This window comes from Aeromonas sp. s12, from assembly GCF_040907925.1.
GTDB lineage: Bacteria > Pseudomonadota > Gammaproteobacteria > Enterobacterales > Aeromonadaceae > Aeromonas > Aeromonas veronii.
Map to the genome: position 1 here is coordinate 44,878 of NZ_JBFOCT010000031.1, position 19,164 is coordinate 64,041.

Genomic DNA, 19,164 nt, shown 5'->3' on the forward strand with positions numbered 1-19,164 from the left:
CAGATTGTATTGGTGCGACGGTGCGACTCACTGGCCAATTGCTTGATCGAACCGAGTCACAGTCGTTCGCATCTCATCCTTGCAGGGGAAAGTTAGCCTATCAGGATCAGCAAGCTCTTCCATGCCATCTCTGTCCATTATTGCCTCCGTGATACATCTGTCGTCCCCGTATCCGGCCCCTGAGCCCCAGGGCTAACGGCGACAGCTATAGTTGAAAAAGAGCTGACTGACACTGTTTAACCAATGCCAGTGAGGGAAACCGGATGAGCACAAGTGAGCAATCTGATCCTGTGGGGCAGGCAAAATCGCGCTATGACCCGGCATTGCCTACCGGTTATGACTGGCGCAGACACCGCCGTTTTATCCTCAGTGGGGGTGGTTACAAGGCAGAATGCAGCCGTCGTAACTGGTTTCTGGAGTTGCTCAACCCGGTACCCTATGTGGTGGTGCGCGACATAGCCATCGGCGGCATCGGTATTCTGGGGGCCATACGGTTGAAAGAGGGGGATGAGCTGGTGATTGCCATTCCCTCTGGCGAGAAGCTGCGCGGTCTGGTCGTGAGATCCCAGCCAGACCCACTCTTTCCCAAACTCTATCGCACCGGTATTCGTCTGCATCGTTATCCGACGGCCGAGCTGTTTGCCCGCTGGCAAAGTTACATTCAGCCGCAAGATAAAGCGGATTTCGACCATGAGTGTCAAGTTTTGAAACAGGTACGTGGCGCGTGAGCCAAATGCCATTTCAGTGGCTGTTTTCCCCACCTTCAGCATGATTTGTCGATGGATTCCGCAGATCTGCAGGCTTGGCTGTCCCGAGTGGTTTATCTTGCTGCATGTGTTTTCATCTTTATGTTTTTATTGAATTTTATCTGTACCTCTGAAGTCGCGGAGGATGCGGATCATTTTCCCTTTTCGTGATCCCCCCCGAAGTAGTTCCCCCTGATATCCCTTAGTATCTGGCCAGCATGACTCCCTTTAGGGGGAAGATAACAAGAACAAAAAGGAATGATGGATGAGATCCGTGAGCAACCAGTGTCTGTTGATGCAGATCCAGCCGACCATCTTGCGCTTTGCCAAGATGCTGGCCAGTGTGCTGCAGCTTGAGGTCGAGATTGTGGATGCCGATATGGTTCGGGTGGCTGGCACCGGGCCCTATGGCAAGTTCTTCGGACGTCAGCTGGAGGGGGATTCCCGCCTGCTGCGTTATGTGATTGATAATCAGCGGGAGAAGATCGTTACCCACACCAGCGATGATCCCGTCTGTGACGGTTGTACCTGCAAGGAGAGCTGCCGTGAGCGCGCCTTCCTCGGGGTGCCCATCATGGTGGACGAGCGCTGCATCGGGGTGATCAGTCTGGTGGCCTTCAGCGACGAGCAGCAGGCGCGCCTCAACAACAATCTGCAGGATGTGTGTGACTATGTGCGCCATATCTCCACCATCTTTGTAGCCAAGTTGCTCGATTCGCGCGGGTTGTCGGACGGGGTCAACAAGGTGTTCCTCAATCTGATGACCAACATGGATCAGGGTTGCCTGCTGCTCGATGACAAGAGTCAACTGCTCTACGCCAACGAGGCGGCACTCCATCATCTGGGTTGCCAGCAGGAACAACTGCAGGGGCGCGAAGTGGGGATCCGCCCGCTCACCTTCTCCCAGCAGGGGCTGAGTGGTCATCTCCAGCACATCATCACCTTTGAAGGTCGTCAGGAGCTGATCATCGGTCAATTGCACCATGTGCAGGGCCAGCAGCTCTTTCTGATGGCGTTTCACCAGTCCCACTCCGGCCAGGTTCAGGAGCCGGATCCGGATGTGCGGATCGATCAGCTGATCGGCGAGAGCAAGCCGATGCGCACCCTCAAGCGGCTACTGCACCGCATCGCCCAGAGCCCCTCCAGCGTGCTGATTTGCGGCGAAAGCGGCACCGGTAAAGAGGTGGTGGCCCGCGCCGTCCATCGCCTGAGTCCGCGGCAGGACAAGCCGTTCATCGCCATCAACTGTGCCGCTATTCCCGAACAACTGCTGGAGAGCGAGCTGTTTGGCTATGTGAAGGGCTCCTTTACTGGCGCCTCCAGCGGCGGCAAGCAGGGCCTTATTCAGGCGGCCCATCAGGGCACCCTGTTCCTCGACGAGATTGGCGACATGCCACTCACCATGCAGGCCAAGCTGCTGCGGGTGCTGGAGCTGCGGGAGGTGACCCCCATCGGGGCCAGCCGGCCGGTGCCGGTGGATATCCGCATCATCGCCGCCACTCACCAGCATCTCGATCAATACATCGCCGAAGGGAAGTTTCGTGAAGATCTCTACTACCGCATCAACGTCATCCCCCTCAACCTGCCGCCGCTGCGGGAGCGGGAAGGGGACGTGGAGCTGCTGACCCACTACTTCCTCAACCTGCACACCAGCCGGATCGGCATCGTCTATCCCGGTCTGGCACCCGAGGTGATGGCGCTGCTCAAGGGGTATCGCTGGCCGGGCAACGTGCGCGAGCTCAGCAACCTCATCGAATATCTGGTCAACGTCAGTCAGGCGGGCGAGGTGATCGATGCCAGCCTGCTGCCCCCCAATATCATCCGCAATCAGGAGCCCCATCGTGTCACCGCCCAGTCGATCCCGGTGACCAACCTGGATGCGGCGTTCAATGTCCCTGCCACAGCGCCGCTTGCCACCACGGCGGAGAAGCTGCCTGAACCCGTTCCGGGTGAGAGCGGCCTTGAGAGCATGGAGAAACAGATGATAGAAGAGACCCTGCAGCGGCTCGGCAACAAGAAACTGGCCGCACAGGCGCTGGGGATTGGGATTGCCACCCTCTATCGCAAAATAAAGAAGTACGAGATTGCCGTGCAGAGCTGAAGATCTGGCGGCATCTATCCGGCCCGTGTCGTTTATCGGATGACACGGGTTTTTTATGGGAACAAGGCTTTGCGCCATTGCCGAACAGTGCTGAACGGATTGGCGGGGCAGGGGAGTGGCTGCATGGCAGAATGCAAAAAGCCCGCTCGATGAGCGGGCTTTTTTAATCTGGTGCGTCCTAGTGGATTCGAACCACCGACCCCCACCATGTCAAGGTGATGCTCTAACCAGCTGAGCTAAGGACGCAGGGTGCGCAATGCGACTTTTATTTCTTTATACAGAAGTGGTGGGTTTAATTGGATTCGAACCAACGACCCCTACCATGTCAAGGTAGTGCTCTAACCAACTGAGCTATAAACCCACATCTGGAATATCTGCAAAGTTTTGAAACTGAATGGTGCGTCCTAGTGGATTCGAACCACCGACCCCCACCATGTCAAGGTGATGCTCTAACCAGCTGAGCTAAGGACGCATAATCAGTATTCTGTAATGGTGCGTCCTAGTGGATTCGAACCACCGACCCCCACCATGTCAAGGTGGTGCTCTAACCAGCTGAGCTAAGGACGCATCACAGAAAAAGTGGTGGGTTTAATTGGATTCGAACCAACGACCCCTACCATGTCAAGGTAGTGCTCTAACCAACTGAGCTATAAACCCACTTTCTCTTACTTCACTACGCCAGCGCTGCTGACGTGGTCGGCATACTACCCATGCCCCCCAAGGCTGTCAACAGGCCATATGCACAAAGGAGACTGTTTGCCCAGTTCTTGCGCAGCCTGTTGATTTTGCAGGCGAGTTGTCGCTCGCCAAGCCCTGTTACTGAGATCGCGACAGGGTAGTGCAGGCTTCCGGAGTGGCAAAACGGCCATAGATGTAGCGCAATCTCGCCCCCAGCATCAGGGCCGCGCTGGTGAGGCCGACGATAAAGCCGATCCAGAAACCCTGCGGCCCCATCCGCGGCACCAGCCAGTCGGTCAGACCCAGGATCATGCCGGTGGGCAGCCCCAGTCCCCAGTAGGCGACGATGGTGACGTAGAAGATCGCCTGGGTATCCTTGTAACCGCGTAGTGCGGCGGCCGCGACCACCTGCACCGAGTCGGAGATCTGATAGATGGCGGCGAAGAACAGCAAAATGGCCGCCAGGACGATCACCTGCTGATCATCGGTATAGATGGAGGCGATCTGCTCGCGCAGCAGTACCGTCATGGCTGCAGTGGCAGCGGCGATGGCCATCCCCAGCATCAAGCCGGTGCGAGCAGCCACCCGGGCATGATGGGGCTGCCCTTCACCGATGCTGTGACCGACCCGGATGGTCACACCCACCCCGATGGAGAGGGGCAGCATAAAGACCAGGCTGGAGAAGTTCAGCGCAATCTGGTGGCTCGCCACCGTCTCGGCGCCGAAGGGGGCCAGCATCAGGGCCACCACGGTAAACAGGGTCACCTCGCAGAAGATGGCCATGGCGATGGGGAAGCCCAAGCGGAACAGGCGCCAGATCCGGCTGCCGTTGGGGCGTGCGAGTCGGGAGAAGAGGTTGATCTCCTTGAAATGAGAGGAGAGCTTCACGTAGAGGATCATCGCCAGCAGCATGGCCCACAGCACGATGGCGGTAGCCACGCCACAGCCGACACCGCCGAGCTTTGGCATGCCGAAGTGACCGTGAATGAAGATGTAGTTGGCGGGGATATTGACCGCCAGCCCGACAAAGCCGATTACCATGGTGGGCATGGTGTGGGAGAGACCCTCACTGAAGTTGCGCAGCACCTGGAACATCACGAAGGCGGGCAGACCCCACAGGATGGCGTGCAGGTAGCCGGTGGTTTTGGCCGCCATCACCGGCTCCACATCCATGAACTGCAGCGCCAGCGGGCTGTAATAGAGCGCAATCATCGCCAGCGGGGTGACGATCAGTGCCAGCCAGAAGCCCTGATGGACGGCCGGGCGAATTGCCTCCCGTTTACGGGCGCCATTGAGCTGGGAGACGATGGGGGTGAGCGCCATGATGATCCCCTGCACCAGCAGGATCACCGGTAGCCAGAAGCTGGAGGCCACCGACACGGCGGCAAGATCGACCGCACTCACCTGACCCGCCATCACGGTATCGACGAAGTTCATGGCGACCTGGGCGACCTGGGCGACCAGTATGGGGCTGGCTAGACGGACGAGCTGCTTCGCCTCGGACCAATAACGTTGCACTGACACCTCCGAGTGGATCAGATAAGAGTAAAAAAAGAGCGGAAATCGGGAAGAGCCTTTGCACTTTCGGACGAAAGTGCAAAGGGTGGGGGAGGCATTCTAGCCTGAAATTCAGCCAGGACGAAATAGTTGCCACCCCAAGGGGCAGGATCAGGCGTCTTCGTGATCGCTGATCAGCAGGTTGGCGGCAGCATAGGCAGCTTGTTCGCGCAGTTCGGCGGGTACTCGCTCATCAGCGGCGACCGCGTTGAGGGCGCGGATGGTGGCGGCGATGGCCTTCGGCACATAGCCCTGCTCACCGGATCCAATCTGGTTATAGGCGATACGGATCGCTTCACAACATTGATATACCTGCATTTCTTTTTTCCTTGTTTACCCGGATGTGAACGGCGTCACTATAGCGATCGGGCGCAAGCTTGTCAGCCTGTACCCTTGTCTCACCCTCTGCCCGAGGTTAACCTGCCCTTTTTGCCGTAGCAGGAGACGAGAGATGTTCACTGGCATAGTGCAGGGGACCGCCGAACTGGTGGCCATCGAGGAGCAACCCAACTTCCGTACCCATGTGATCCGCATGCCAAGCCCGGCATGGGGAGAAGGGCTGGTCCTCGGCGCCTCGGTCGCCCACAACGGCTGCTGCTTGACCGTCACCCGGGTCGAGGGGGATCTGGTCAGCTTCGATCTGATGCAGGAGACCCTGCGTCTCACCAACCTCGGCCTGTTAAAGGTGGGGGACAAGGTCAATGTGGAGCGGGCTGCCCGCTTTGGTGACGAGATCGGCGGTCATGCCATGTCTGGCCATATCATCGGCATGGCAGAGGTCACCTCGGTGATCGATACACCTAACAACCGTCAGGTGTGGTATCGCCTCGCTCCCGAGCTGATGAAATATGTGCTGACCAAGGGGTACATCGGCATCGACGGCATCAGTCTGACCATAGGTGAGGTGCGCGAGCGGGAGTTTTGCGTTCATCTGATCCCCGAGACCCTGGCCCGCACCAACCTGGGTTGGGTGCGCGCCGGCTGGCCGACCAATATCGAGATCGATCCCCAGACCCAGGCCATCGTCGATACGGTGGAGCGGGTACTGGCGGCGCGCGGGGGTCACTGAAAGGAAACGGCTCGGTTTCAATCGCCTCATAAGCAAGGGCCTGCAGTGTGCAGGCCCTTGTTATTTACATGGTGAAAATATCCACTCAACTTTCTATGGCTCGCAGTCACAACATCTGCTCAGCTCTTTGCGACTTGCAGGCAAAACAGCTGCTCGGCCTTTTGTGACTCGCAATCAAAACAGTTGCTCGTCATCCGCATCCACAAACAGCTGCAAGCAGTCGCGGGCTTCGTCGCGGTGAAGCCGCAGGTGGATCGGATTGCAACAGGCCATGCAATCTTCGTAAAACTCCTGATCACCCTGGCTGGCATCCAGCTCGACCCGGGTATGGTGGCCACAGTGAGGGCAGACGATGCGCTTGCTGGTGTACTCGATCATGATAACCTCCTCGGGCCCTGGGGCCGCCTATCTACCCTGATTCTAGTCGGGCTGCAGGGGGTTAACCGCGAGCAAACGCACGTTTATGACAGAGATCAAGCCTGAGGGATGGCAAGGTGAAACCGGCTGGAGTGGTCGTGTGCGAAAGGAACAATCTGGTTGTGAATGACGGGTGAAAAGAGGGGAATTACCAACGGTTTTGTCTGGTAATAACAGGGGGCTGGAGCCCCCTGCGGATATGAGAACGCGAGCGCAGCAAGGCGCCGATAGGCGCTACTTGACCCAGCTGGCCAACATGTCGGCATTCAGCTCGGCCAGCGAGCCGAGCTGGTAGTTGGCGATGGCCAAACGTGGATCACCCACTAAAGCGGGATCCGGCACGATCAGCGCGGTCATGGAGGCCGCCTTGGCCGCCAGCAGGCCGGTAAAGCTGTCTTCGATGGCCAGACAATGAACCGGCTCTACCCCCAGTTTCTCGGCGGCGTGGATATAGACATCCGGGTGCGGTTTGCCGAAACGCTCCACCTCTGCGGAGTGCACCGCCATAAAGCGGTCGCGAATGCCGAGTTTGCCGAGCACCGCTTCTACCATCGCAAAGGGGGAAGAGGTGGCCAGACCCACTTTCAGGCCGCGGGCTTCGATAAGGTCGAGCGCCTCCAGCACACCGGCTTTGGCCTGACCTTCGGAGAGGATCAGGGCGTTGACCCGATCCAGAATGCGCTGTACCACCTCTTCCTGGCTCGGGCCGCTCCACGGGCGCAGGCGATACCAGTGGGCAACCAGCTGATCGATGCGCACGCCGATGGTCGACTCACAATCCTCGACGGTGTGGGGGTGACCCAGTTCGGAGAAAACGGCGATTTGGGCCCGTTGCCAAAAGGGTTCCGAGTCGATCAGAACACCATCCATATCGAAGATCACGGCAGCTAACATCTTGTACTCCTGACAAATTTGAAGAGGGGATTATAAGCCTGACGGGGAAATGCAAAAGGGGCATTGCCATGCCCCTTGCGCCCGATCACATCAGCAAACGTTTGTTTTGCTGTGGCAAAAAAGCCCTTAGAACAGTACTTCGACCTTGGCGGCCACGGCTTTGGCTTTTTCCACCGCATCCTGGCAATCCGCTGCGCGGGCCAGCGCCACGCCAAGACGGCGGCGACCGGCGATCTCCGGCTTGCCAAACAGTCGCAGCTGGGCGCCCGGCACCTTGGCAAGCGCCTCACCAATCCCCTGATAGCAGATATTCTGGCTGTGCCCTTCGCGCAGTACCACGGCGGAGGCGCTCGGCCCGTACTGGGTGATGGTGCCGACCGGCAGCCCCAGAATGGCGCGCACATGCAGGGCGAACTCGGAGAGGTCTTGCGAGATCAGGGTCACCATGCCGGTATCGTGGGGACGCGGCGAGACTTCGCTGAACCACACTTCATCGCCTTTTATAAAGAGCTCGACTCCGAACAGGCCGTAACCACCGAGGGCCTCGACCACCTTGGCCGCTACCTCTTTGGAGCGGGCCAGCGCCAGCTCGCTCATCACCTGCGGCTGCCAGGATTCGCGGTAGTCGCCATCTTCCTGCCGGTGGCCGATAGGATCGCAGAAGTGAATGCCATCGACGGCGCGTACCGTAAGCAGGGTGATTTCGTACTCGAAGGGAACGAAGCCCTCGACGATCACCTTGCCACGACCGGCGCGGCCACCCTCCTGGGCGTAGGTCCAGCTCTCATCCAGCTTGGCGAGATCGCGCAGCACGCTCTGTCCCTTGCCGGACGAACTCATCACAGGTTTCACCACGCAGGGCAGGCCGATGGCTTCAACTGCGGCGACAAACTCCTCCTTGCTCTGGGCAAAGCGGTAGGGGGAGGTGGGCAGACCCAGCGTCTCGGCGGCGAGGCGGCGGATCCCTTCCCGGTTCATGGTGAGCTGGGTAGCGCGGGCGTTGGGCACTACCTTGACCCCTTCTTGCTCAAGGGCAGCCAGGGTATCGGTGGCGATGGCCTCGATCTCGGGGATGATGAGGTCGGGTTTGATCTCGGCAACCAGGGCACGCAGGGCGTTGCCATCGAGCATGTCCAGCACGTGGGCAGCGTGCGCCACCTGCATGGCGGGGGCATTGGGGTAGCGGTCGGCGGCGATCACTTCGATCCCGAAGCGTTGCAACTCGATGGCGACCTCCTTGCCAAGTTCGCCGGAGCCCAGCAGCAGGGCACGGGTGGCGCCGGGGCGGGTTGCGGTTCCAAACATACGATCTCTCCTGATGTCGATGGTCATTATTGATGATCGCTATTACACAAATAGCGGACAAAAAAAGAGGCACGCATGGCGTACCTCAGGAAACGGGTTTGTGAGCGCGCTGCTCCAGATGGGTCAGCAAGGTAATGGCGCCAATGATGATGGCGGCGCCAAGCCACAGACGGCCGGGGGGCGCCCAGCCAAACACCAGCCAGCCCGCCAGCACGTTCATCGGCAGCTTGGCAAAATCGAAAGGCTGCACGAAGGAGGCCTCTGCCACGCTGTAAGCGCGAGCAATGGACATCTGGGCCAGTGCCGTCAGCACGCCGGAAGCGGCTACCAGCAGCCATTGGCTCTCGCTCGGCCACTGCCACTCCGGCAGTGCCAGCATGACGTTGAACGGGGTACTGAAAATAAGCAGGTAGACCACAATGGTGTGGGATGATTCGTTGGCTGCCTGATAGCGCACCATCAGGGAGTAACCTGCCCAGAACAGCGCCGCCGCCACCGGCAGCAGGGAGGCCCAGTTGAATTCGTCAGTCCAGGGGGCGAGGATCAGCATGGCGCCGGCAAAGCCCGCCAGGGTGGCCAGAATGCGGGTGCGGCTCACCTGCTCCTTGAGCAGCAGGGCGGAGCCCAGGGTGGCAAACAGCGGTGAGGTCATCAGCAGGGCGATCCCCTGCCAGATGGGGACGGGGTACGCCAGTGCCCAGAGCCAGAGTTGGATGCCGACTACCGCCAGCAATACGCGCAACAGGTGCAGCCGGAACTGATTGGTCATCAGGGATTGGCGCAAGCCATGACGAACCAGCCAGGGCAGCAGGCAGATCAGGGCGATCAGGTATTGATGGAAAGCGACCTGGGTCGATGGGAGGCCAAGCTTGAAGCTGACATACTGGCTCAGGCTGTTGACGGCGGCGAAGCAGAGTCCTGCCACCATCATCCAGACTGCACCGGCCAAAGGAGAGTGCCTGCGCGAGGGTATCATGGGATCCGGGTCGCTGGAAAAAAGTGCGGCGGATCATAACGGCAATCGTTTGTTCTGCCAAGGGTTGAAGCGCGGCCGCAGGGTTGGCTGGCGAGGAAGTGGCCTTGCATCAAAAAATTTGAACAAGTTGAGCATCTATTTTCGCTATCAGCAAATAAGCACAATGTTTAGAGTGACCTCCATCGACAGCAACGCTGTTCAACCGACAACCAAATGGAGTTTCACCATGGCCAATATTCTCGTACTCAAATCCAGCATCCTGGGTCAATATTCCCAATCCAACGCCCTGATCGACGGCTTCCTGGCTGACCATCAGGATGATGTCGTCACCGTGCGTGATCTGGCAGCCCTCAACCTGCCGGTGCTGGATGGCGAGCTGGCCTCCGGCCTGCGCGGTGGTGACAATCTCAATGAACGTCAACTGGCGGTGATCGCCCAGTCTGACGAGCTGATCGCCGAACTCAAGGCGAGCGACTTGGTGGTGATTGCGGCCCCCATGTACAACTTCAACATCCCGACCCAGCTGAAAAACTGGATCGATCTGGTGGCTCGCGCTGGCGTCACCTTCCGCTACACCGAGACCGGTCCGGTGGGTATGGTTGAAAATACTCGTGCGCTGGTGATCAGCCCCCGCGGCGGCATGCACGTCGGCAGCGCCACCGATCTGGTCACTCCCTACATGCGTACCGTGCTCGGTTTCATCGGTATCAAAGAGGTGGATTTCATCTACGCCGAGGGGATGGGTATGGGCCCGGATGCCCAGAGCAAGGGGATGGAAGCGGCCAAAGCGCAGCTTGAGGCTCTGGCTATCTAAGGGCTCTCTTCTATAAGGGCTCTCTATCCCGTCAGGGGTTATCTCTTCAAGGGGTTGCCCTGCGAGATACAAGAACGCAGCCATCAGGCTGCGTTTGTTTTTTGGTTAGATATGATTGCGACAGACGTTGCTGCTACAGAGAGTATCGCGGCAAGTGGTCGGTATAGACGTTCTGACAGAGTCACTACTCCATCATAAAGCGGCGACAACCACGCACCAGCAGCAATGCCACCGCGACCAGCAGGCCAAGCAAGAGGGTGGTCAGCCACTGTTCGGTACTTTGCGGCATGTGGGGCGTGAAGAGGCTGATCATCAACAGGGTACAGAGCGTGATCAACAGGCTCTGTCGGGTCATCAATATCATGGGGTCATCCTTGGTTTGCTCACCTGAAACGATTTTAATGCCCTCTTGTGACAGGGTGATGTATCCGTGCATCACCCTGTTGGGGCTCTTCAGACCATATCAGGTTTTTACCGCAGAGCCAGCGCCATCACTGGCGCTGTGATCCCGATCCCGCTAGCTCTCTTTATCTGAACTGTTTCTGCGCTGGCTGGTAGTGAAAATCGCCGCTGGCGAGCCGCGCTTCCAGTGCAGCCTGATCGATATCCTGCGCTTTGCAGAGATCATCCAGATCGTCATAGTGATCACGCAGCTGCATATTGACGACGCTCAGCAGCATGTTGATGTCCATGGTGGCGAACTTTTTCAAATCCATGATTATTTCTCCCGATCCAGTGATTGCAGCTGCTCGATGGCGGCGCTGACGCTGTGCAGATGCTGACGGATCGCCTCGCGGGATTCGCTTGGCAGATAGTCGGTCAGGGTATGTTGCCAGCTGCCCGCTTCGCTCTTGAGTTGCAGGAAGAGGGCGAGCCCGGCATTGGTGAGGGAGACCAGGCTGATGCGTTTATCCTGCTCGCTGCTCTCGGTAAAGATGATCCCTTTTTCGACCAGACGGCGGATCTCGCGGGAGATGCGCACCTTGTCCATGCCGCTCGCCTCGACCAGCTCTTTCTGGCTGATGGGGTAATTGGGGCCGAGCACCATCATCAGGCGCCACTGCGGCACGGTCAGCTGGTAGCGCTGTTCATAAAACTGTTCGAAGGTATCCCGTAGCATCTCGGCGGCATGTACCAACTGATAGGGCGGGTAGTGAGCGAGTAACGCTATGATTTTTGACATATTACACCCTGCTGTGACGGCTGCATCAGATGCAGTTTCTTTTGATACTTTGACATTGATGATACGAAACTCAAGCTGATTTGTCTGACCCGGTTGCGATGAAATGTGCGGTGGCGCACGCCCTCAAGGAAAAACCGGGTCTGACCGACGGGATTTTAAGCCAACGCTGTTCAGCCTTTACGCAACCAGATGAGGGCGTTTTGCTTGAGCCAGGCCTCGCGTGTGTGGATGGCGTAGAGCGCGGCCTCGTCGCGGCTGCCCGCTTGCCAGCTTTGTGGCTCCTGTTTGGGCAGCTTGCGCTGACCCAGCAGGCAGGCCGGAATGTGCGGGTTGGCCTCGATGGCGACCAGCAGATGGGGCTTGGCTGCCTCGGCACCCTCGGTAGCAAAGACCATCAGCGCCTTGTTATAGAGCAACCAGCTGGAGGCTTCATCGAAGCGCACCAGCAGGGCGGCCAACGCCTGCCAATCCCCTTGCAGTGCATAGAGGGTGGAGAGGTTGTAGCGGCAACCCAGCTCATCGGCCATGCAGATTGTAAGCAGCGCCAGATACTCCGCTTTGGCCTCGCCCAGTTTGCCAAGGCGCAGCAGGCAGTCGGCGCGGCCGGCTCTGGCGGCCAGCAGAGGACGCAGCTCGGGGGCACTCCAGCCGTGACCGGCGATTTGCTGCCAGAAGGCGTCGTCAAAGAGCGGAGTGGCATCAGCGATGATCTTCTCGAACCAGCCGAGGCGGGCCTGATGATCGCGGCAGCTGTCGGCCCGCTCGAACCAGGTCTGCCACTGTTGGGCCTGCTCGCCATTGAGGGCCACATCAGCGCTGGGGGCGGCCTGATACTGGTCGAGGTTGAGCAGCTGGTTGAGGGCGGTTTTCATGTTCTGGCGCTGGCGTTTGCAGAACTCGACAAAGGGGAGTTCACTGGCGGCGGCGCTATAGAGCATCTGGGCCATCTGCTTGTCGCGAAACAGGCTCAGCTCGGCGGCCAGACTGAAGCGGTACTGGGTGGTTGGGTCGTTCAAATCCTTCGGCTTGGGCCAGGTGGCAAAACCCATGCTGAAGCCATAACACCATTGACCGAGGGGGTGGCTCTGTTCGAACACCTGCTCGGGGTTATCGCTGGGCAGGCGGCACTGGCTGGGCAGGGCCAGCTGAGCGTCGTCGGCTTGGGATTCCAGCTCGGCGATCAGGTGGTTGAGGGCTTCTGCGCTTTTTTCATCCAACTCGGCATCCTGTTCCAGCAGACCAGCCAGCGGGCGTTGCCAGTCAGGGCTTTCCGGCCCCACCAGACGAGCACAGAGAAAACCGTGCAGGGCCGGGTAGGTCATGTCCTGATCGCTGTGGCTCTGGATCCATTGATTAAGATGGCGGGTACGAGTGGATGGGTTCATCGACAGTTCCTCTGGATTTGAACAGCCGCGAAGTCTACCTAAAAGTGGGGTTATTTGCAGCAAATGGCCGCCTGTTTGGCGATTTAATCACCATTGGCGGATAAGATAAGGGCGAAAGAGCGGCCAGTGGTGGCTTGGGGACTAGGCCGGATCACCGCTCTTGAGGTAACATGCGCGCCCATAGGGGCCATGTTCAGTTGGCCCATCCGGGTAATGAAAAAAGAGAGCACCATGATACAGATTGGCAAGATGAACACCCTCACCGTTGTTGAACTCGAAGATCGTGGCGCCTGGCTTGCGGCCGATGAGTACGGTGAACTGCTGCTGCCCAAACGTCAACTGCCGGAAGGGGTGAAAGAGGGGGATAGCGTGCAGGTCTTCCTCTATCTAGATGCCGATTGCGAGCCGGTGATCACCACCGACAAGCCATTTGCCATGGTGGACGAATTTGCCGGTCTGAAAGTGGTCAATGCCAACAAGATTGGTGCTTTCCTCGACTGGGGCATGAAAAAGGATCTGTTTGTGCCGAGCCGCGAGCAGAACAAGCCGATGCAGGTGGGCCACGTTTATCTGGTGCGTCTGCAACTGGATAACGAAGGGCGCATGGTCGGCACCAGCCGCATCGAGCGTTTCCTGACCCCGGCCGGCAGCAACTTCAAGGTCGGTGACGAAGTGACCGCGCTGCCGGGAGAGCACTCGCCCCTTGGCATCAAGGTGATCGTCAACGGTCAGTATCCCGGCATGCTGTTCAAGAACGAAGTGTTTGGCCGGGTGATGACCGGTCGGCCGCAAACCGCCTGGGTCAAGCAGGTGCGCGAAGATGGCAAGCTCGATCTGACCCTGCAAAAGCCGGGTCTGGCGCGGGTTGATGACGCTGGTGAGCGCATTCTGAGCCGGATGAAAAAGCAGGGCGGCAGTCTGGCGGTGGGTGACAAGAGCGAACCCGAGCTCATCTACAAGCTGTTCAGCATGAGCAAGGGCACCTTCAAGAAGGCGATCGGCGGCCTCTACAAGCAGGGCAAGATTGTCATCGAAGATAACGCCATCACTCTGGTGGCCACAGAGACCGACTCGGCAGTGGATAGCGAATAAGATGCCGAGTCCCTGTGTTGGCCTCTGCAAGGCGAAAGATGGGCTTTGCCTTGGTTGTGGCCGCACCCTGACCGAGATCGGCCACTGGTCGGCGATGGATAGCAAGGCCCAGCTGGCGGTGATGGCCGAGCTGAATGGCTCGAAAAGCACCCACCGCTGTCCGGGTTGTGGCGAACCGGCCTATTGCGCCGTCTCTGCCGGTCAGACCATCGCCCAGTGCTGGTGCAGCCAGTTGCCGGCAATGCCGATGCAGGAGGCCAGCGCTTGCTGGTGCCGCCGCTGTCTGGCCAAGGCCATCGCGGCGCAGGATTAGCAGAGAACAGCAATAAGAGTGCACAGAAACAAGAAAGGCGCCGATGGCGCCTTTTTTATGCCTGCTGCTGGCGATGCCAGCGCACATGCACTTGATCTTCGGTCAGCAGACGGGGCAGCAGGAAGGTGGCGAAGATCACCTCAAACTCATCCTGATGATCCAGCAAACCGACCCACACTTCGACCCAGCGCTCCATATCGACCGGCTCACCCAGCTCGGTCGACCAGTCGGCATTGGGCAGGGTTGCCTCCACGGCGCCACGCTGCTCAAACTCCAGGGTGATGTCGACTATTTGTTCGGGGGCCAGCATATCGGCGGCCTGCTCAAGAAACTGATCATAGGCCCATTCGACCAGCTGATCCGGGGTACGCTGTTCCATGAAATCACTCCAGATACATCGAGGTTCGCTACTGTAACAATTATTGGCTGTGGCGGCCAGACCAGTACGCCGGGCGTGGCTGGCCTGTCCAAGTTGCCGTTGGGGGAGTATGGTTAAGGCGCGGATCATCTGGCAGGGAGTAAGGGGATGAAGCAGCGGGGACGGCGGCAACAGATCAAGCGACGGCGCGAGGCCTGGTGGTGGCACTATCTGCCACTCCACCACGAGACGGTGGGCGGCCATCTGGGCCCACCGGAGAAACCCGATGAGCCCTGAGGATCAGTCGGCCTGATGCACCCGATTGAGGGTGATCTGGCCCAGTTGCCCCATCTGGCGGCGGATCCAGACCGAACGCTTCTGCACATAGGGTGACGGGGGCTTGACCCGATAGCGCCACGGATTGGGCAGGGCGGCGGCCAGCAGGGATGACTCGTAGCGGGTCAAGCGGCTGGCCGGTTTGCCAAAGTAGGTGCGGGCAGCTGCTTCGGCGCCATAGATGCCGGGGCCGAACTCCACGATATTGAGATAGACCTCGAGAATACGGGCCTTGTCCCAACCCAGCTCCATCAGCAGGGTAAACCAGGCCTCCAGCCCCTTGCGCAGGAAGCTGCGATCACTCCACATAAAGAGGTTCTTGGCGGTCTGCTGGCTGAGGGTGCTGGCACCGCGCACCCGTTCGCTGTGCTGGTTGTGCTTGAGCGCGGCGTTGATGGCATCCATGTCAAAGCCGTTGTGATCGGCAAAGCGCTGATCCTCGGCTGCGATCACCGCCAGTTGCAGCTCTTTGGAGATGGACTCCAGATCTACCCATTCATGGCGCACCTGGGTGATCTTGGCGGGCGGAAAGAGGGCCCGCTCGATACGCCAGCTCCACATCGGCGGATCGATAAAACGGAGTAAGGCGACCGAGCCAACCGAGCAGAGCAGCCCGGCCAGCGCGATCTTGCCTGCCCACCTCAACACCCGGCGCCCAAGGGATGCAGATGGACGCTCAGGGGCCACAGAGTCAGGGTCAGACTCCCACTGATAGTGGCTGGGATCATCGGGATCCGGAATTATTGGGGCAACCATTCGATGTGGCAAAACTTCTCGTCAACACGGCGGGAGAGCAGCATACGGGCAAACAAGTGCTCATACTCTTGTTCTTCATTGCCAAGGCCTACCCAGATCTCGGCATAGTCGGTATCGCTCACCGCAAAACCCACGTCCGCTTCCCAGTCATCGGCCGGGTCGGTTTCGGCCAGCAGGCCGCGATCGTTGAACTCCTGATTGAAGCGGGCGATCTCCTGCTCCGGCAGGTTGTCAGAGGCCAGCTCCATAAAGAGTTCGAGGGCGGTATCGAGCAGTTCCTCGACGCTGTGCATTTCGTCATTCATAGACATAAGCGGTCTGTTCCAGAAAAGAGAAAAAGGTGCCAGCGCAGATCACTGCCTGCGGGGCGGCGCTATTCTAGCGGTCGGCAGACCCCTTGGCGAGATGAGGCGAGCCGCTGTGGCCTGTTTTTGTGCCAATAAAAAACCGGATCCAGTGACAGGATCCGGTCTTCATTGGGGGAAGGGGTCACGCATAGGGCGTCAGCTCATCCCTTCTTGTCATCGGCGAAGGTGATGTTGAGCTCCAGTACCGACAGCTCATCACTCTTCTGATCCAGTTGGACGGTTATCTTCTCCGGATCAATGTTGACGTATTTGCGGATCACATCGAGGATGTCCTGTTTGAGCTGGGGCAGGTAATCCGGCCCCCCTCTGGATGAACGCTCGTGAGCAACAATGATCTGCAACCGCTCTTTGGCCAGTTGTGCGGTGTTCTGTTTCTTGTTGGAACGAAAATAATCCAATAATGACATGTTTAACTCCCGAACAGTCGGCTAAAGAAGCCCTTCTTCTCTTCTTCCAGAAAACGAAATTCCTTGGCATCGCCCAGCAGGCGGGACACCGCATCTTCGTAGGCCTGACCGGCATCGGACTCCTTGTCCAGAATGACCGGTTCGCCGGAGTTGGAGGCGCGCAACACCGCCTGGGACTCCGGGATCACCCCGAGCAACGGGATGGCCAGGATCTCCTGCACATCCTGCACGCTCAGCATGTCGCCGCGGTTGACGCGGGTCGGGCAGTAGCGGGTCAGCAGCAGGTGCTCCTTGATGGGGTCTTCGCCACGCTCGGCGCGGCGGGACTTGGAGGCCAGGATGCCAAGGATGCGGTCGGAGTCACGCACGGAAGAGACTTCCGGGTTGGTGGTGACGATCGCTTCATCGGCAAAATAGAGTGCCATCAGCGCGCCTGCCTCGATCCCCGCCGGGGAGTCGCAGACGATGTAATCGAACTTCATTTCTGCCAGTTGATCCAGGATCTTCTCGACCCCCTCACGGGTGAGGGCATCTTTGTCTCGGGTCTGGGAGGCGGGCAGGATAAACAGATTTTCCGAGCGTTTGTCCTTGATCAGCGCCTGATTGAGGTTTGCTTCCCCATTGATGACGTTGACGAAGTCATACACCACGCGCCGCTCGCAGCCCATGATGAGATCCAGGTTTCTCAGACCGATGTCAAAGTCAATGACCACTGTCTTGTGACCACGCTGGGCTAAGCCGGTGCTCAGGGCCGCACTGGTTGTGGTCTTGCCAACGCCACCTTTACCCGATGTAACGACTATGATTCGCGCCATTCTCGCTTCCTTGTAACTCTATTTGATACGGTCTATTCGGAGTTGTTCATTGTCCAGCCGGACGTGTACCGGTTGCTGGATCAGGCCTGCCGGCAATGCATCGCTCAGCTGGAATGTGCCCGCGATGGAGAGCAGCTCGGCCTGTAATTGCTGGCAATAGATCCGGGCCTGGGTGTTTCCCCGGGCACCGGCAATGGCTCTGCCACGCAGGGTGCCATAAATATGAATGCTGTCATCGGCGAGCACTTCGGCTCCCGGACTGACGGACCCCAGCACCACCAGCGAGGTGCCGGCGGCGTAAATCTGCTGGCCGGAACGAACCGGTCCCACATGTACCTTGCTCGGGATCAAGGGGGCGGGTTCGGGCTCGGGAACCACCACAGGCGCGGCTGGCGCGGGGGCAGGCTCGGGTTCCGGTTCGCTCTTGCGACTCTTGCCCGAGGCCATCACTGCCAGTCCCACCGCCTTGGCGGCTGTCTTCATCTCTTCACTGCGCGCCCCCGTGATGCCGACCAGCACAAACTCTTCGGACTCCACCAGCTCCTTGAGCTGTTCGAAATCGGGAATATGTTCCAGTCGGGAAACATTGATCACCAGCGGCGCACAATTAAAAAAGTAGGGTGCCTGGGCCACTTTTTCGGCCAACAACTGACGTATCCGCTCAGGCTCGCCATCGCTGATATGCAACACAGAAATAGTGAAGGTGGTCCCTTTCAATTCGTTATCGCGCTCAACCATGAATCTTCCCCGAGGCAGAGATGCTAATCCGTTATTGTTATTCAATTCCTGATGTTATAGTTTGCCCCCATCAGAGGCAATAAACTCGTCGGATTATATCAATTTCCATGTTGTGTGCAGTCTATAAAAGTCGCAAAAAAGCCGAGACCTACCTTTTTGTTGAAAAAAGAGAGGATTTCTCCCGCGTTCCCGAGCCATTGCTGAGCGCATTCGGGCGTCCCGAGCTGGTGCTGATGACCAAGCTGGATCCGGCCAAGCCCTTGGGTCTGGCTGATGTCGGCAAGGTGATGGCCGCGCTGACCAACCAGGGGTTCTACCTGCAGGTGCCGCCGCCCCCTGAGAATTTGCTGGAGCAGCACAAGGCCAGCCTGAAAAAACCATCCTGAATATCCAGCCCCGTGGTGCGTTCTGCCCAGCGGGGCTAATTCTTTGTGACTCTGCATGACGCATTCCGGCTCCGGAGAGGTAGCTTGCGATAATCCCGTGACAGGATCTGGCCAAATTAAACCCTCCCTTTGGTGATATTCACTTTTCGCTGTTTAAATAGAAAGTCAATCTGCCCCCAACACCATATCTTCAACCTTTGCTGGCGCTCACAAAAATAGCGAGTGGCGCGTACTCATATCCTCCATTTCAACGGCTATTGGCTCATTCATCGATTATTTTCAGCCTCTTCCTTGGGCGCTTTTTTGGCCTCCACTGCGTGATGATTTGTCCATCAAAGGGCGCGTAAAGAGGGCGATGATAATTGTGCTAAAACCAGTTTGCGCGATGCGCTGTGGCCAAAATGATGAGCTAACCCCCTGTTTGTGTGCTTGATTGTTTGCCCTGATCACGAAAGTGCCACATAGGTGGA

At 58.4% G+C, this 19,164-nt stretch carries 24 protein-coding genes and 5 tRNA genes; 8 read left to right on the forward strand and 21 right to left on the reverse strand.

Annotation, left to right across the window (positions count from 1 at the left end; translation table 11 throughout):
- Positions 1-263: 263 nt before the first annotated feature.
- Positions 264-728, forward strand: coding sequence for a hypothetical protein (locus AB5Y67_RS15685; protein WP_076491525.1), 465 nt, complete (start codon positions 264-266; stop codon positions 726-728).
- Between the two features lie 283 nt (positions 729-1,011).
- Positions 1,012-2,847, forward strand: coding sequence for a sigma 54-interacting transcriptional regulator (locus tag AB5Y67_RS15690; protein WP_199428266.1), 1,836 nt, complete (start codon positions 1,012-1,014; stop codon positions 2,845-2,847).
- A gap of 169 nt (positions 2,848-3,016) precedes the next feature.
- Here the strand turns inward: AB5Y67_RS15690 and AB5Y67_RS15695 are convergent.
- The 7 genes from AB5Y67_RS15695 to AB5Y67_RS15725 form a co-directional block, all read right to left on the reverse strand.
- Positions 3,017-3,093 (reverse strand) — tRNA-Val (locus AB5Y67_RS15695).
- Positions 3,094-3,131: 38 nt separating this feature from the next.
- Positions 3,132-3,208: transfer RNA gene (locus tag AB5Y67_RS15700), tRNA-Val, on the reverse strand.
- A gap of 34 nt (positions 3,209-3,242) precedes the next feature.
- Positions 3,243-3,319: transfer RNA gene (locus AB5Y67_RS15705), tRNA-Val, on the reverse strand.
- Positions 3,320-3,337: 18 nt separating this feature from the next.
- Positions 3,338-3,414, reverse strand: a tRNA-Val gene (locus tag AB5Y67_RS15710).
- Between the two features lie 13 nt (positions 3,415-3,427).
- Positions 3,428-3,504, reverse strand: a tRNA-Val gene (locus AB5Y67_RS15715).
- Between the two features lie 159 nt (positions 3,505-3,663).
- Positions 3,664-5,043 carry an MATE family efflux transporter gene (locus AB5Y67_RS15720; RefSeq protein WP_167572675.1) on the reverse strand — a complete coding sequence of 460 codons (1,380 nt, stop codon included), beginning with the start codon at positions 5,041-5,043 and terminating at the stop codon, positions 3,664-3,666.
- A gap of 150 nt (positions 5,044-5,193) precedes the next feature.
- Positions 5,194-5,400 (reverse strand): YaeP family protein, encoded by a 207-nt coding sequence (locus AB5Y67_RS15725; protein WP_113739999.1) that lies wholly within the window; start codon positions 5,398-5,400, stop codon positions 5,194-5,196.
- A gap of 133 nt (positions 5,401-5,533) precedes the next feature.
- Here AB5Y67_RS15725 and AB5Y67_RS15730 point away from each other — a divergent pair, with 133 nt between their 5' ends.
- Entirely contained in the window at positions 5,534-6,151 is a 618-nt protein-coding gene (locus AB5Y67_RS15730; protein ID WP_199428267.1) for a riboflavin synthase subunit alpha, read from the forward strand.
- Between the two features lie 174 nt (positions 6,152-6,325).
- Here the strand turns inward: AB5Y67_RS15730 and AB5Y67_RS15735 are convergent, their stop codons facing one another.
- The 4 genes from AB5Y67_RS15735 to AB5Y67_RS15750 all read right to left on the reverse strand — a co-directional run bounded on the left by AB5Y67_RS15735 (position 6,326) and on the right by AB5Y67_RS15750 (position 9,743).
- Positions 6,326-6,529: a CPXCG motif-containing cysteine-rich protein gene (locus tag AB5Y67_RS15735; protein ID WP_005336871.1), complete on the reverse strand. Its 204-nt coding sequence runs from the start codon at positions 6,527-6,529 to the stop codon at positions 6,326-6,328.
- Between the two features lie 273 nt (positions 6,530-6,802).
- Positions 6,803-7,462 (reverse strand): hexitol phosphatase HxpB, encoded by a 660-nt coding sequence (gene hxpB, locus AB5Y67_RS15740; RefSeq protein ID WP_159143786.1) that lies wholly within the window; start codon positions 7,460-7,462, stop codon positions 6,803-6,805.
- 126 nt (positions 7,463-7,588) lie between these two features.
- Positions 7,589-8,767: a formate-dependent phosphoribosylglycinamide formyltransferase gene (purT, locus tag AB5Y67_RS15745; RefSeq protein ID WP_199428268.1), complete on the reverse strand. Its 1,179-nt coding sequence runs from the start codon at positions 8,765-8,767 to the stop codon at positions 7,589-7,591.
- Positions 8,768-8,852: 85 nt separating this feature from the next.
- Positions 8,853-9,743 carry a DMT family transporter gene (locus tag AB5Y67_RS15750; protein ID WP_199428269.1) on the reverse strand — a complete coding sequence of 297 codons (891 nt, stop codon included), beginning with the start codon at positions 9,741-9,743 and terminating at the stop codon, positions 8,853-8,855.
- A gap of 226 nt (positions 9,744-9,969) precedes the next feature.
- Here AB5Y67_RS15750 and AB5Y67_RS15755 point away from each other — a divergent pair, with 226 nt between their 5' ends.
- Positions 9,970-10,557 carry an FMN-dependent NADH-azoreductase gene (locus AB5Y67_RS15755; protein ID WP_005336864.1) on the forward strand — a complete coding sequence of 196 codons (588 nt, stop codon included), beginning with the start codon at positions 9,970-9,972 and terminating at the stop codon, positions 10,555-10,557.
- 184 nt (positions 10,558-10,741) lie between these two features.
- Here AB5Y67_RS15755 and AB5Y67_RS15760 read toward each other — a convergent pair whose 3' ends face one another.
- From AB5Y67_RS15760 to AB5Y67_RS15775, 4 genes are all read right to left on the reverse strand, one after another.
- Positions 10,742-10,921, reverse strand: coding sequence for a hypothetical protein (locus AB5Y67_RS15760; protein ID WP_075115065.1), 180 nt, complete (start codon positions 10,919-10,921; stop codon positions 10,742-10,744).
- 163 nt (positions 10,922-11,084) lie between these two features.
- Complete coding sequence (locus AB5Y67_RS15765) at positions 11,085-11,273, reverse strand: DUF4250 domain-containing protein (protein ID WP_128835647.1); 189 nt, start codon at positions 11,271-11,273, stop codon at positions 11,085-11,087.
- 2 nt (positions 11,274-11,275) lie between these two features.
- Positions 11,276-11,740 carry a MarR family winged helix-turn-helix transcriptional regulator gene (locus tag AB5Y67_RS15770; protein ID WP_005336856.1) on the reverse strand — a complete coding sequence of 155 codons (465 nt, stop codon included), beginning with the start codon at positions 11,738-11,740 and terminating at the stop codon, positions 11,276-11,278.
- Positions 11,741-11,910: 170 nt separating this feature from the next.
- Entirely contained in the window at positions 11,911-13,125 is a 1,215-nt protein-coding gene (locus AB5Y67_RS15775) for a UPF0149 family protein (protein WP_199428270.1), read from the reverse strand.
- Positions 13,126-13,356: 231 nt separating this feature from the next.
- Between AB5Y67_RS15775 and AB5Y67_RS15780 the strand changes: the two genes are divergently transcribed.
- A complete protein-coding gene (locus AB5Y67_RS15780) occupies positions 13,357-14,217 on the forward strand; it encodes a S1 RNA-binding domain-containing protein (protein WP_005336853.1) in 861 nt (286 codons plus the stop codon).
- Between the two features lies 1 nt (position 14,218).
- Complete coding sequence (locus AB5Y67_RS15785) at positions 14,219-14,530, forward strand: DUF1289 domain-containing protein (RefSeq protein WP_110303768.1); 312 nt, start codon at positions 14,219-14,221, stop codon at positions 14,528-14,530.
- A gap of 55 nt (positions 14,531-14,585) precedes the next feature.
- On the opposite strand, the gene AB5Y67_RS15790 is transcribed toward AB5Y67_RS15785, so the two are convergent.
- Positions 14,586-14,909 (reverse strand): HI1450 family dsDNA-mimic protein, encoded by a 324-nt coding sequence (locus AB5Y67_RS15790; RefSeq protein WP_005336851.1) that lies wholly within the window; start codon positions 14,907-14,909, stop codon positions 14,586-14,588.
- Between the two features lie 147 nt (positions 14,910-15,056).
- On the opposite strand from AB5Y67_RS15790, the gene AB5Y67_RS15795 reads away from it, so the two are divergent.
- Positions 15,057-15,185, forward strand: a complete 129-nt coding sequence (locus AB5Y67_RS15795; RefSeq protein ID WP_265177014.1) for a hypothetical protein — start codon at positions 15,057-15,059, stop codon at positions 15,183-15,185.
- Between the two features lie 3 nt (positions 15,186-15,188).
- Here the strand turns inward: AB5Y67_RS15795 and mtgA are convergent, their stop codons facing one another.
- The 5 genes from mtgA to minC form a co-directional block, all read right to left on the reverse strand.
- The gene (gene mtgA, locus AB5Y67_RS15800; protein ID WP_199428271.1) at positions 15,189-15,980 is read right to left on the reverse strand and encodes a monofunctional biosynthetic peptidoglycan transglycosylase; all 792 of its coding nucleotides are present in this window, start codon (positions 15,978-15,980) and stop codon (positions 15,189-15,191) included.
- On the reverse strand, positions 15,965-16,291 hold the full coding sequence (locus AB5Y67_RS15805; protein ID WP_005352317.1) for an HI1450 family dsDNA-mimic protein: 327 nt from the start codon (positions 16,289-16,291) through the stop codon (positions 15,965-15,967). The genes mtgA and AB5Y67_RS15805 overlap by 16 nt, the downstream gene beginning before the upstream one ends.
- Positions 16,292-16,488: 197 nt before the next feature.
- A complete protein-coding gene (minE, locus tag AB5Y67_RS15810) occupies positions 16,489-16,755 on the reverse strand; it encodes a cell division topological specificity factor MinE (protein WP_005336848.1) in 267 nt (88 codons plus the stop codon).
- 2 nt (positions 16,756-16,757) lie between these two features.
- Positions 16,758-17,570 (reverse strand): septum site-determining protein MinD, encoded by an 813-nt coding sequence (minD, locus tag AB5Y67_RS15815; RefSeq protein ID WP_005336847.1) that lies wholly within the window; start codon positions 17,568-17,570, stop codon positions 16,758-16,760.
- A gap of 18 nt (positions 17,571-17,588) precedes the next feature.
- Positions 17,589-18,308 (reverse strand): septum site-determining protein MinC, encoded by a 720-nt coding sequence (minC, locus tag AB5Y67_RS15820; protein ID WP_058056865.1) that lies wholly within the window; start codon positions 18,306-18,308, stop codon positions 17,589-17,591.
- 107 nt (positions 18,309-18,415) lie between these two features.
- On the opposite strand from minC, the gene AB5Y67_RS15825 reads away from it, so the two are divergent.
- Complete coding sequence (locus AB5Y67_RS15825; RefSeq protein WP_005360946.1) at positions 18,416-18,694, forward strand: YcgL domain-containing protein; 279 nt, start codon at positions 18,416-18,418, stop codon at positions 18,692-18,694.
- Positions 18,695-19,164 lie beyond the last annotated feature (470 nt).